Source organism: Rhodococcus sp. 114MFTsu3.1, assembly GCF_000383555.1.
Lineage (GTDB): Bacteria > Actinomycetota > Actinomycetes > Mycobacteriales > Mycobacteriaceae > Rhodococcoides > Rhodococcoides fascians_E.
Map to the genome: position 1 here is coordinate 82,581 of NZ_KB911549.1, position 12,448 is coordinate 95,028.

At 64.3% G+C, this 12,448-nt stretch carries 13 protein-coding genes; 3 read left to right on the plus strand and 10 right to left on the minus strand.

The window, feature by feature from the left end; genetic code table 11:
* Positions 1-55 precede the first annotated feature (55 nt).
* Together H292_RS0112425 and H292_RS0112430 are read right to left on the minus strand one after the other, a co-directional pair.
* Positions 56-841 (minus strand): ABC transporter permease, encoded by a 786-nt coding sequence (locus H292_RS0112425; protein ID WP_020111628.1) that lies wholly within the window; start codon positions 839-841, stop codon positions 56-58.
* The gene (locus H292_RS0112430) at positions 838-1,740 is read right to left on the minus strand and encodes an ABC transporter ATP-binding protein (RefSeq protein ID WP_019667480.1); all 903 of its coding nucleotides are present in this window, start codon (positions 1,738-1,740) and stop codon (positions 838-840) included. Before H292_RS0112430 ends, H292_RS0112425 begins: the two co-directional genes overlap by 4 nt.
* A gap of 117 nt (positions 1,741-1,857) precedes the next feature.
* Between H292_RS0112430 and H292_RS0112435 the strand changes: the two genes are divergently transcribed.
* The gene (locus H292_RS0112435; RefSeq protein WP_020111629.1) at positions 1,858-3,855 is read left to right on the plus strand and encodes a TPM domain-containing protein; all 1,998 of its coding nucleotides are present in this window, start codon (positions 1,858-1,860) and stop codon (positions 3,853-3,855) included.
* Positions 3,856-4,033: 178 nt separating this feature from the next.
* On the opposite strand, the gene H292_RS0112440 is transcribed toward H292_RS0112435, so the two are convergent.
* Complete coding sequence (locus tag H292_RS0112440) at positions 4,034-5,419, minus strand: glycine--tRNA ligase (protein ID WP_019667482.1); 1,386 nt, start codon at positions 5,417-5,419, stop codon at positions 4,034-4,036.
* 186 nt (positions 5,420-5,605) lie between these two features.
* Between H292_RS0112440 and H292_RS0112445 the strand changes: the two genes are divergently transcribed.
* Complete coding sequence (locus tag H292_RS0112445; RefSeq protein ID WP_019667483.1) at positions 5,606-6,019, plus strand: ArsR/SmtB family transcription factor; 414 nt, start codon at positions 5,606-5,608, stop codon at positions 6,017-6,019.
* A gap of 3 nt (positions 6,020-6,022) precedes the next feature.
* Complete coding sequence (locus H292_RS0112450) at positions 6,023-6,445, plus strand: Fur family transcriptional regulator (RefSeq protein WP_020111630.1); 423 nt, start codon at positions 6,023-6,025, stop codon at positions 6,443-6,445.
* 1 nt (position 6,446) lies between these two features.
* Here the strand turns inward: H292_RS0112450 and H292_RS0112455 are convergent, their stop codons facing one another.
* The 7 genes from H292_RS0112455 to H292_RS0112485 are packed head-to-tail and all read right to left on the minus strand — an operon-like array spanning position 6,447 to position 12,333.
* Entirely contained in the window at positions 6,447-6,842 is a 396-nt protein-coding gene (locus H292_RS0112455) for a hypothetical protein (protein WP_019667485.1), read from the minus strand.
* Entirely contained in the window at positions 6,835-7,653 is an 819-nt protein-coding gene (locus H292_RS0112460) for an isoprenyl transferase (protein ID WP_019667486.1), read from the minus strand. Before H292_RS0112460 ends, H292_RS0112455 begins: the two co-directional genes overlap by 8 nt.
* A complete protein-coding gene (gene recO, locus H292_RS0112465; RefSeq protein ID WP_026348198.1) occupies positions 7,610-8,434 on the minus strand; it encodes a DNA repair protein RecO in 825 nt (274 codons plus the stop codon). Before recO ends, H292_RS0112460 begins: the two co-directional genes overlap by 44 nt.
* Before the next feature lie 52 nt (positions 8,435-8,486).
* Complete coding sequence (era, locus tag H292_RS0112470; protein WP_020111631.1) at positions 8,487-9,398, minus strand: GTPase Era; 912 nt, start codon at positions 9,396-9,398, stop codon at positions 8,487-8,489.
* Positions 9,395-10,747, minus strand: a complete 1,353-nt coding sequence (locus H292_RS0112475) for a hemolysin family protein (RefSeq protein ID WP_019667489.1) — start codon at positions 10,745-10,747, stop codon at positions 9,395-9,397. The genes era and H292_RS0112475 overlap by 4 nt, the downstream gene beginning before the upstream one ends.
* A complete protein-coding gene (gene ybeY / locus H292_RS0112480; RefSeq protein ID WP_020111632.1) occupies positions 10,744-11,286 on the minus strand; it encodes an rRNA maturation RNase YbeY in 543 nt (180 codons plus the stop codon). Before ybeY ends, H292_RS0112475 begins: the two co-directional genes overlap by 4 nt.
* Before the next feature lie 45 nt (positions 11,287-11,331).
* Positions 11,332-12,333, minus strand: coding sequence for a PhoH family protein (locus tag H292_RS0112485; RefSeq protein ID WP_230594157.1), 1,002 nt, complete (start codon positions 12,331-12,333; stop codon positions 11,332-11,334).
* Positions 12,334-12,448 lie beyond the last annotated feature (115 nt).

The window sequence follows — 12,448 nt, forward strand, 5'->3', positions numbered from 1 at the left end:
AGTACGTGCGTGGAAATGTGTCCCAGGGGACACATTTCCACGCACAGCGGATCGGTCAGACACGCTTGGTGTCTCGGCGGAACAACACGGCGGCACCGAGTACGAACAGACCGGCCCAGACGGCCAGGTTGGCCAGAGCGACCACGAGCGTCCCCGTCGTCGGATCGGTGAACGGCGCACGGGCAACCGTCGCGAGCCCGTAGAGCGGAGTGAACTTGGCAACGAAGGGGAACCATCCGCTGTCTGCCAGCGGTACGAACAGTCCGCCGGCGAACGCGAGGACGGCGAGGAGCGGACCGAGGACCTGCATCACGTTCTCGGACGGCAGCAGGTATCCCATGAACAGTCCGAAGGCTGCGAACACGCCGCTTCCGAGCCACGCGATGAGGCCGCTGGTGATCCAGATCCAGATCGGCATGTCCGCCCCGACGAACGCGGCCACCACGAAGACCGCCACCACCGACGCGAGGCCCATCGTCATCGCGACCAGGATCTTGGTGACGATGTACGCGACCGGACGCAGCGGTGTCAGCCGGAGCTGTCTGCTCCAGCCCTGCGCCCGCTCGACGGACACCATCGCTCCACCGCTGGTTGCGCCCAGCATCGCACCGTAGACCGCCATGCTGATGGCGATGTACGCGGTGACGTTGCCGTGCGCGAAGGAGTAGTCGGACTTGAAAGCCGACTGCGAACCGAAGATCACGAAGAACACCGGTGGCATGACGAGAGTGAAGGCAATGGTCCGCCGATTGCGGAACAACCTCTTGATCTCCAGTCCGAGAAACGTGGGGCTGAACCCTCCGAGAGCCAGGGTCGGGCGAGGAGCGGTTGCTGTGGTCATGTCGCACTTCCTACGAGATCGGTTGTCAGAGCGAGGAATGCATCCTCGAGGTTCTTGGAGACGATTTCTACGTCGACGGCGTCGGTGCACGTCAACAGATATCGCGCGACGGCATCGGAATCCTTACCGTGGACTATCACTCGCTCGCCGCGCATCTCGACGTGGTCCACACCTGGAATACGCAGCAGCGCAGTCTGATCCACACCGCGGGCCGTTGCCGTGACAGTTCGACCGGAGGCGAGGTTCTTGACTTCCGCAGCGCTGCCGTCGGCGACGATCCTGCCGTGGCGCAGGAGCACGATTCGATCCGCGTACGCGTCGGCCTCGTCGAGATAGTGCGTCGCGAACATGACCGTGCGGCCGCCGCGTGCATCGTGACGAATCGCATTCCAGAAGTCGCGCCGCCCTTCGACATCCATTCCGGTCGTGGGCTCGTCGAGAAGAATCAGATCGGGTTCCGGCAGCAACGCGAGGGCGAAGCGAAGCCGCTGCTGCTCACCCCCGGAGCATTTCGCCACGCGCCGATCAGCGATCCCAGTGATCCCGGCACGCTCGAGAACGCTGTCGACCGGACTCGTGCGCGGAAACAGTGACGCGGTCAGCTGAATCGTCTCGCGGACCGACAGATCCCGGATGAGCCCTCCGCTCTGCATCACCGCCGACACCCTCCCGTCGGCGATCGCCTCGGCGGGTGAGCGGCCGAACACCCGCGCAGTACCCGTATCGGGCTTGGCCAGCCCGAGCATCATGTCGATCGTCGTCGTCTTGCCCGCTCCGTTCGGACCGAGAAACGCCACCACTTCACCGGGCTCCACGCGCAAACTCACATCCGCGACGGCCTGGACTTTCCCGAAAGCTTTGCTCAGGTGCTCGAGATGCACCGCAGGTGTTGTTGTCATGAGAACTACCCTGCTCGCGTTCGGCCTTTCATCCCTCGTCCGAGCGTCACGTTGTTGCCGTGACACCTGTCATGGGTGGTGCCGCGGTGTTACCACCGGACGGTAGATTCTCATCTCATGACGCAGTTCACGGTCCGACGCTTTTTCGCAGTCACTGTTCTCACGTCGATGCTCGGGTTGGCCACCCTGATCGGAGTGACGGCCCCGGCCTCTGCGGAAGCGCCGTCGAGGCTCGCCGGCCAGATAACGGATTCGGTCGGTGCGCTCGACGAATCGGAACTCGTCGACGTTCAGGCCGCGATCGACGATCTGTACAACTCGGCACAACTGCGACTGTGGGTCACGTACGTCGCTGACTTCGACAACCTGTCGGCCGAGCAATGGGCCCAGCAGACCTATCAGGCGAGCGACTTCGGGCAGCGCGACGTGCTGTTGGCGGTCGCCACCGTCGACCGGTCGTACTACCTCGCCGTCGACACGTCGTTGGACCGAATCACCGCGAGCGAGCAGACGGACATTCGGACCGACGACGTCGAGCCCGCTCTGCGAGAACAGGATTGGTCCGGCGCAGCCATCGTTGCCGCAGGATCGCTCGGCGAAGCGTACGCAAGTTCCGGCAGCGGCGGGTCCAGTACACCGTGGCTGATCGGCGCAGGCGTCGTGGTCGTTGCCGGAGGCGGCGCCGTCGTCTACTCCTCGCGGCGCAACAAAGCACGCAGGCAAGCGGGAATCGACGCTGCACACAACATCGACCCCACCGACACCGCAGCACTGTCCGCTCTACCCCTGGAAATTCTCGACGCGAGAGCGCACACGATGCTCGTCGAAACCGACAACGCCGTCCGGTCGAGCGAGGAAGAACTGTCGATTGCGCGCTCGGAATTCGGCGACACCACCTCCGCCCCGTTCATCACCGCGTTCGAAGAGGCGAAGAAGGCGCTCGGAACCGCGTTCGAGATCCGTCAACGCCTCGACGACGCCATCCCGGAAACTCCGGAACAGCGACGCTCGATGCTCATCCAGATCATCTCCTCGTGTGGCCGCGCCGATCACGAACTGAATTCGCGGGTCGCCGAGTTCGAGTCGATGCGAGACCTGCTGATCAACGCAGATTCCAAGCTCGACTCGCTGACGCAGGCCGTCGTCGAACTCACCGTGCGCGTACCCGAGTCGGATGCCGTTCTGAAGGCACTGCACACCGAGTTCGCGGAGCCGGCGCTCGCCTCGATCTCGTCGAACATCACCATGGCCCAGGAGGACATCGAACTGGCCGAGCGCAACATCGAGGTCGGCCGCGAGGCTGCGACGAAACCCGCAGGCCAACAGGGCGAGCTCGTGTCCGCGATCCGGACCGCGGAAAAAGCCGTCGACCAGGCTCGGGCACTGCTCGACGGAGTAGACCACGCGCAGAACGACATTCGCAATGCAATTGCCACACTGCCCGCAGCGATCGACGACGTTCGTCGCGACATCCAGAATGCCGCCACGCTCGCCGAGCACGGCGGACAGAAGCTTCAGAACGCACGCGCCGCGGCCGAGCAGGCACTCCGCATCGCCGAAGAATCCAAAGCGACCGATCCGCTCGGCAGCTTCACGCAACTCGTCGCTGCCGATCAACACCTCGATGCCGTCATCGCCGACGCCACCGAGGCGAAGACCCAGGACGATCTGCTCCGTTCACGACTGGCCCGCGACCTCGGTGGCGCACAATCCCAGATCACCGCAGCGAAGGACTACATCTCCACCCGACGCGGCGGCGTCGGCGCGGAAGCTCGCACGAGGCTCGCCGAAGCGGAACGGCACTTCGCTGCGGCTCGACAACTCGAATCCTCGGACCCGGCCAAGGCAATCCAGCACGCACAGGCAGCAGCCCAGCTGGCATCGAGGGCATCTCAGTCCGCGCAGGCCGACGTACGGGACTGGGAGAATCACAACCGCCCACGAGGCGGTAGCAGCGGGGGCAACGTCGCCGGCGCAGTCCTCGGCGGCATCCTCATCAACAGCGTCCTCCGCGGCGGCGGAGGCGGTGGCTTCGGCGGTGGTGGTTTCGGAGGCGGAGGCTTCGGCGGGGGCGGTGGTGGCGGCGGCTTCGGTGGCGGCGGCGGTCGGTTCTAGCTCCTCTCCGGTGGCCGAACCAGCGCCCCGTCCGGTGAGCGAACAGCGCCCCGTCCGGTGAGCGAACAGCGCCCCGTCCGGTGAGCGAATGAACCGTTCGGTCACTTGGAGTGACCGAACGGCTCATTCGGTGCTACGTGCGGGTCTCGACCGAGCCGAAGCTGCGGCGAGGGGTGGACTAGGCGCCCAGTAGCCGGGCCGCGAGGTAGGCCTCGACTTGATCGAGGGCGACGCGTTCCTGTGCCATGGTGTCGCGCTCGCGGATGGTGACAGCCTGGTCGTCGAGGGTGTCGAAGTCGACGGTGATGCAGAACGGCGTACCGATTTCGTCCTGACGACGGTAGCGGCGGCCGATGGCGCCGGCGTCGTCGAATTCGACGTTCCAGTAGGCGCGCAGCTGCTGTGCGAGGTCCTTGGCCTTCGGAGTCAGGTCGGCGTTGCGCGAGAGCGGCAGTACGGCGACCTTGACCGGTGCGAGGCGACGGTCGAGCTTGAGTACGACGCGCTTGTCGACGCCACCCTTGGCGTTGGGGGCTTCGTCCTCGGTGTAGGCGTCGACGAGGAATGCCATGAGTGAACGCGTCAGGCCGGCTGCGGGCTCGATGACGTACGGCGTGTAGCGGGTGTCCGTCGCCTGCTCGTAGTAGCTGAGGTCCTGACCGGACGCTTTGGAGTGGACCGACAGGTCGTAGTCGGTGCGGTTGGCGATGCCTTCGAGCTCGCCCCATTCGCTGCCCTGGAACTTGAAGCGGTATTCGATGTCGACGGTTCGCTTGGAGTAGTGCGAGAGCTTCTCCTGCGCGTGCTCGTAGAGGCGCAGGTTCTCGGGGTCGATACCCAGGTCGGTGTACCACTTCATGCGGTAGTCGATCCAGTACTGGTGCCACTCGTCGTCCTCGCCGGGCTTGACGAAGAACTCCATCTCCATCTGCTCGAACTCACGGGTGCGGAAGATGAAGTTGCCGGGGGTGATCTCGTTGCGGAAGCTCTTGCCGATCTGGCCGATGCCGAACGGCGGCTTCTTGCGCGAGGTGGTGAGGACGTTGGCGAAGTTGACGAAGATTCCCTGCGCCGTCTCGGGACGCAGGTAGTGCAGGCCTTCTTCGTTGTCGACCGGTCCGAGGTAGGTCTTGAGCAGACCCGAGAATGCGCGGGGCTCGGTCCACTGGCCGGGGTCGCCGGTTTCGGGGTCACGGATGTCGGCGAGACCGTTCTCCGGCGGGCGTCCGTGCTTCTCTTCGTACGCTTCGAGGAGGTGGTCTGCGCGGTAGCGCTTGTGCGTGATGAGCGACTCGACCAGCGGATCGGAGAACGTCTCGACGTGTCCCGACGCTTCCCACACCTCGCGCGGAAGGATCACCGAGGAATCGAGGCCGACCGTGTCTTCGCGGCTGGTGACCATGTTGCGCCACCACTGCTTCTTGATGTTGTCCTTGAGCTCGACGCCGAGCGGACCGTAGTCCCACGCCGACTTGGTACCGCCGTAGATCTCACCGCACTGGTAGACGAGTCCTCGACGCTTGGCGAGGTTGGCGACGGTTTCGACTTTGGACTTGGGTGCCACTGGCGGAGCTCTCCATCTTGTGTCTTGCGAGAGGGACTTGTACAGGCGTCAAGACTATCGGTCGAGGGCCGCTTTCTCCGAACGCTCCCGTTCGCGTTTGACATGCGCACTCGTGCATATCAAAATGGAAGTGATTTGCATTAACGATCGCTGGACTACTGTGAAGCAGGTACGCGAGCCCTGAACATGAAGGAGAATCTGTTGGCAATCCTGGAGACGGACCCTTCGCACCTCGGCAACGAACAGCCTGCACACAGCCCCTCCACCGAAGCCCACGTGCATGATCCGTTCGTGTCTGCGCCGCCCGCGCCGGTCCCGGCCAAGGAGACACTGACGGCCGCAGGCGACATCCTGCGCGCGCTGGCAGCGCCTGTTCGAATCGCGATCGTGCTGCAACTTCGTGAATCCGAGAGGTGCGTCCACGAACTGGTGGGCGCCCTCGGAGTGACCCAACCGTTGATCAGTCAGCACCTGCGCGTGCTCAAGGCCGCCGGTGTCGTACAGGGTGAACGCAATGGACGCGAAGTGCTGTACCGACTGGTCGACGATCACCTGGCTCACATCGTCGTCGACGCTGTCGCCCACGCAGAGGAAGGCTGATAGATGCCGGAGAGCACGAGAACCCGCAAGCCCGTCGCAGTCGGGATCCGAGCAACGAAGCAGCGCAGTGCCATCTCGGATCTGTTGGACAACATCGACGAGTTCCGGTCGGCGCAGGATCTGCACGACGAGCTGCGCAAGCGCGGTGAAGGCATCGGGCTGACGACGGTGTATCGCACTCTCCAGGCTCTGGCCGATGCCGGCACCGTCGACGTCCTCAGAATCGACACCGGGGAATCGGTCTACCGGCGGTGCTCGTCCGGCCACCACCACCATCTGGTCTGTCGTGATTGCGGCTACACGGTCGAGGTCGAGGGCCCGACAGTCGAGAAGTGGTCGCAGGGCGTCGCGGAGGACAACGGATTCTCCGACGTCAGCCACACCATCGAGATCTTCGGCACCTGCAACGAGTGCAGGGCCAAGTAGGTCACGGAAGCAGGCCCTCGCGCGCTTTCTCCACTCCCCCGAGGACCAGCACCAGCATGGTCATCAGGGCTTCGTCGTCGAGGCCACTCGCCGGAAACGTGTAGCGCAGCAGCACATCCGCCGATTTCTCGTGGACGTTCACCGAGATGGACCCGAACTGCGAGTCCGCATTACGGTCCGCCACCTTCTTGTGCAGAGCGGCCTTGAGGGGCCGGTCCCACGCCAGCACCGCCGTCAGCGACAGCACCTCGAGCCCTGGCGACAGTGCCACCGAGCGGAGGGAACACAGGGCCCCGGCATAGTCGAAGCCGAGCGAGCCTTCCTCCCCGACGACGACCGTCGCGAACTGCGACAGCGCCAGTTCGGCACGCGACTGCAGGGTCGTGGGCTCACTCATACTTCACTCCTCCGAATCGACGGTCCCTGGACGCGTACTCGATGCACGCTTCCCAGAGGTCCCGGCGATCGAAATCCGGAAACAGTTTCTTCTGAAAAACGAACTCCGCGTATGCGGACTGCCAGATGAGGAAGTTGGATGTGCGCTGCTCCCCCGACGGACGCAGGAACAGATCGACGTCCGGCATGTCTGCTTCGTCGAGGTACTTGGCGACGGTGGCTTCGGTGATCTTCTCGGGATCGAGTTTTCCCGCCGCCACCTGACGCGCGATTTCTCGTGTTGCGTCGGCGATTTCGGCGCGCCCACCATAATTGACGCACATCGTCAGCGTCATGACGGTGTTCTTCTTCGTCAGTTCCTCGGCGACTTCCAGTTCCTTGATGACGCTGCGCCACAAGCGAGGCCGTCGTCCGGCCCACCGAACTCGGACACCCATCTCGTTCATCTCGTCACGGCGACGCCGGATGACGTCGCGGTTGAAGCCCATCAGGAACTTCACCTCGTCCGGGCTGCGCTTCCAGTTCTCGGTCGAGAACGCGTAGGCCGACAGCCACTTGACTCCGATGTCGATGCATCCGCAAACGGTGTCCATGAGCACAGCCTCGCCGCGCTCGTGACCTGCGGTTCGTGGCATTCCTCGGTCCTGTGCCCACCGGCCGTTGCCGTCCATGACGAGGGCGACGTGACGCGGAATCAGTTCGGGCTGAATGATCGGAGGCGTGGCTCCCGACGGGTGTGGATCAGGGGGCCGAATCGCCCTGTCACCGTCAGACTGACTGCGCGGTTCGCGTCGGAGAATCACGGTCTTCATCCTGCCCGACGCCGGTTGCTCGAACCGCACCAGGCCCGACCTGATGCGGCGCTGTGCGTTCGACGAGCGGCAACGTCCGGAGTTGACGTTCCAGGTGCCACTGAAGATGAGCGGCGACCAGTCCACTGGCTTGGGACCGAACGGCCGTCGACGTCGTTTCCGTGTAGTCCCATTCACCGCGTTCGAGGGCGACCATCAGGTCTACGACGCCGGTCATGGGCGTCGCCGAACCCGGAGGCCGGCAGTGCACGCACACGGACCCACCTGCCGCGACATGAAATGCTCGGTGCGGCCCCGGAGCTGCACACCGCGCGCATTCGGTCAACGACGGCGCCCAGCCGGAGAAGCCCATGGCTCGGAGCAGGAACGCGTCGAGAATCAATTCAGGAGGGTGAGATCGGTCGGCGAGCGCGCGCAGCGCGCCCACGGTCAGCTGGTGCAGACGTTTCGCCGGTGCATGTTCTTCACCGGCCAGCCGCTCCGCGGTCTCGAGGATCGCGCAGCCGGTGGTGTAGCAGCCGTAGTCGCTGACGATGTCGCCGCCGAACGCGTTGACGGTGTGCACCTGGGTGACGATGTCCAGATTTCGACCCGGATGAAGAAGCAAGTCGACGTGGGCAAAGGGCTCGAGCCGAGCCCCGAACTTCGATTTCGTGCGGCGCACCCCCTTCGCGACGGCCCGAACGATGCCGTTGTCACGAGTCAGTAGCGTGACAATACGGTCGGCCTCGCCCAGCTTGTGCTGGCGCAGCACGACTGCGTTGTCCCGGTATAGCCTCACGTACTCCAGTGTCCCACGGAGCGGGGGTAGCGCATCTTCGCCACTCGGGCTTCTAGAAGCCCAGTTTGCCCATCTGCTTCGGGTCGGTCTGCCAGTCCTTGGCGATTTTGACGTGCAGGTCGAGGTAGATCCTCGTGCCGAGGAGTTTTTCGATCTGCAGCCTCGACGCGGTGCCGACCTCTTTCAGTCTCGATCCGCCTTTGCCGATGATGATGGCTTTCTGGCTCGGGCGTTCGACGTAGAGGATCGCGTGGACGTCGAGCATGTTGTCGTGGCCCTCGCGAGGGGTGACCTCGTCGATCACCACGGCGAGCGAGTGCGGGAGTTCGTCGCGCACGCCTTCCAGTGCTGCTTCGCGGATGAGCTCGGCCATCAGGACGTCTTCGGGCTCGTCGGTCAGTTCGCCGTCCGGGTAGAAGGCAGGGCCCTCCGGCAGCTCCGACGCGAACAGGTCGACGAGCTTCTCCACCTGCTCACCCGACGCGGCGGAGACCGGAATGACGTGACTGTCCTCGCCGAGGAGCTTCGAGAGCGCCATCAACTGCTGTACAACGCGTTCCTTCTTGACTTTGTCGATCTTGGTGACGATGCCGATCAACGTGGTCCTGGGCGCGATGTGACGCACCTGTTCGAGGATCCACCGATCGCCGGGGCCGATCTTCTCGTCGGCCGGGATGCAGAGCCCGATGATGTCGACCTCGGAGTACGTTTCCTGGACCAGGTCGTTCAGGCGCTGCCCCAGAAGCGTTCTGGGCCGGTGGAGTCCGGGCGTGTCGACTAGGATCAGCTGCGCGTGCTCGCGGTGAACGATTCCGCGGATGGTGTGCCGCGTCGTCTGCGGCCGGGACGAGGTGATCGCGATCTTGGAGCCGACGAGCGCGTTGGTGAGCGTCGACTTGCCGGTGTTCGGCCGTCCGACGAAACAGATGAATCCTGATCGAAATTCGGTGCCTGCGTCGGTCATTCTTCGTCTCCCAGCTCTTCCCGCCGTGTGTGGCTGGGATCGTCGTCGTCTGCCGTGTCGTGCTCGTCGTCCTCTTCGGGAGCTGGCACTCGTTCCACCAGAACGGTCGTGATGCGTACTCGCCCACGTGGGTCCGCCCCACCTTCGCCGATCAGGATCAGGCCGTGTGTCTCGACGCGCGAACCGGGTAGCGGCACGCGGCCGAGCTCGTAGCCGAGCAGGCCACCGATGGTGTCCACGTCCTCGGACTCGATCTCGATGTCGAACAGTTCACCGACGTCCTCCAGTGTGACGCGGGCGGACACACGATAGGTGCCGTCGCCCAGGTCCTCGATGGGCGCGACCTCGGCGGAATCGTATTCGTCGGCGATCTCGCCGACGATCTCCTCCAGCACGTCCTCGATGGTCACCAGCCCTGCGATGCCACCGTATTCGTCGACCAGCAGGGCCATGTGGTTTCGATCGCGCTGCATCTCGGCCAGCAGGCTGTCCAGTGCCTTCGAATCCGGCACGAACACCGCAGGCCGCATCAGTTCGTCGACCTTGACGCCGCGGCCACCGTCGGTGGAGTAGTACGTCCGCTGGACGAGGTCCTTGAGATACACCACGCCCACGACGTCGTCGACGTTCTCGCCGATGACCGGGATGCGGGAGTGTCCGCTGCGGACTGCAAGGGATGTGGCTTGGCCTGCCGACTTGTCGGATTCGATCCACACCATCTCCGGGCGGGGCACCATGATCTCGCGCGCGGAGGTGTCCCCGAGTTCGAACACCGACTGGATCATCCGACGCTCGTCGTCGGCGACGACGCCGCGTTCGCGGGCCATGTCCACCAGCTCGCGAAGCTCGATCTCCGACGCGAACGGACCGTTGCGAAAACCCCGACCGGGTGTGATGGCATTTCCGATGAGGATGAGAAGCCGGCTGATCGGGCCGAGTATCCAGCCGAGAGCTCGAAGCGGAAACGCGGCGGACAATGCAATCGAGTACGCGTGCTGCCTACCAAGCGTTCGCGGGCCGACACCTACCGCCACATAGCTGACCAGCACCATGACGACGGCGGTGACCGTCAGAGCGAGTGTTTCCGACAGCAGGTCCATCATGCCGCCGACGAGAAGTACGGTTGCCGCGATCTCGCACAGAATGCGCAGCAGAACCGTCAGGTTGACGTAGCGTGGCCGGTCCGCGACCACCTCGAGCAATCCGATTGCACCGGGCCGCTCGTCCTTGGCCATGTCCTCGATCCGTGCCCGCGACACGGTGTTGAGGGCCGAGTCGACGGCAGCGAAGACACCTGCGACGGGCACCAGCACCACTGCGGAAACGATGAGTGCGGGTGCACTGCTCACAGGTTCTCGTCCCTGGAGAACCCGGTTTTGCCCAGTAGCCGTGCGTCGCGAGCCGCTTGGATCTCGGCTTCCTCGGTCCGCCGGAGATCCTCGTACCATTCTTCGAGGATGCGATTCTGGAGACCGAACATCTCCTTCTCCTCGTCGGGCTCGGCGTGGTCGTAGCCGAGCAGATGCAGCACACCGTGCACCGTGAGAAGAGCGAGTTCGTGTTCCAGCGGGTGCCCGGCTGCGGCTGCCTGATCGGCAGCGAACGACGGACACAACACGATGTCGCCGAGCATCGACGGCCCCGGCTCGGGGGCGTCGGGACGGCCTCCGGGCTCCAGTTCGTCCATGGGAAACGACATCACGTCCGTCGGACCCGGGAGATCCATCCACCGCATGTGCAGGTCGGCCATGGTCGCCGAGTCCACCAGCACCATCGACAGTTCGGCGGCAGGGTGCACGTCCATACTCGCGATCGCGAACCTCGCCACGCTCACCAGTTCCGGCTCGGAGACATCCATCCCCGATTCGTTGGCCACCTCGATACTCATCTACCGCTCATTCTCTGTCGATTCTCCGCTCGGGCAGCCATGAGTCTAACGGCGTGCGGCACGTGCCCCACCCGAGCGTCGCTGCGCACGGTTGCCGATCGAGTCGTTGCTCTCGCGCGAGGACTCGAAGCGCTCGTACGCGTCGACGATGTCGGACACCAGCCGATGCCGAACCACGTCACTGCTGGTCAGCTGCGCGAAGTGGATGTCGTCGACCTCGGTCAGGATTTCGCTCGCGGCGCGTAGACCCGATCGAGCTCCACCCGGCAGGTCGACCTGGGTGACGTCTCCGGTGACGACGATCTTGGATCCGAACCCCAACCGCGTCAGGAACATCTTCATCTGCTCGGCAGTGGTGTTCTGAGCCTCGTCGAGAATGATGAAGGCATCGTTGAGGGTTCGGCCACGCATGTACGCGAGTGGCGCCACCTCGATGACGCCCGCCTGCATCAGCTTCGGGATGGCTTCGACGTCCATCATGTCGTGCAACGCGTCGTGCAGCGGACGCAGATACGGATCGATCTTCTCGTGCAACGTGCCGGGCAGGAATCCGAGACGCTCGCCGGCCTCCACTGCCGGCCTGGTCAGGATGATTCGACTGACCTGCTTGGCCTGCAGAGCCTGCACGGCCTTCGCCATGGCGAGGTAGGTCTTGCCGGTTCCCGCAGGCCCGATGCCGAACACGATGGTGTTGGCGTCGATGGCGTCGACGTACCGCTTCTGGTTGAGGGTCTTCGGCCGAATGGTCTTGCCTCGGCGCGAGAGGATGTCCAAGCTGAGGACCTCGGCCGGCGACTCGGAGACGCCCTCGGTGAGCATCGCCACCGTGCGCCGGACGGCGTCGGGAGTCAGAGGTTGGGCACGCTTGACGACGGCCGCCAGCTCGGAGATCACGCGTTCCGCCAGCGCGACGTCCGCGACCTTGCCGCTGAGCGTCACCGCGTTACCGCGCACATGGATATCCGCGCTCAGCATCTGCTCGAGTGTGCGTAGGTTCTCGTCCGACGGTCCCAGCAGCGGCGGAACCGCTTCTGGTGCCAATTCCATACTCGACCGAACCTGGCGTTCGGCAGGAAGATCGCTGTGTTCACTCACGTGGTGGCTATGGCCTGCTTTCGGTTGTCTGGTCTCGAACTCGGCTGTTGGAAGTTTAACGCTCCTG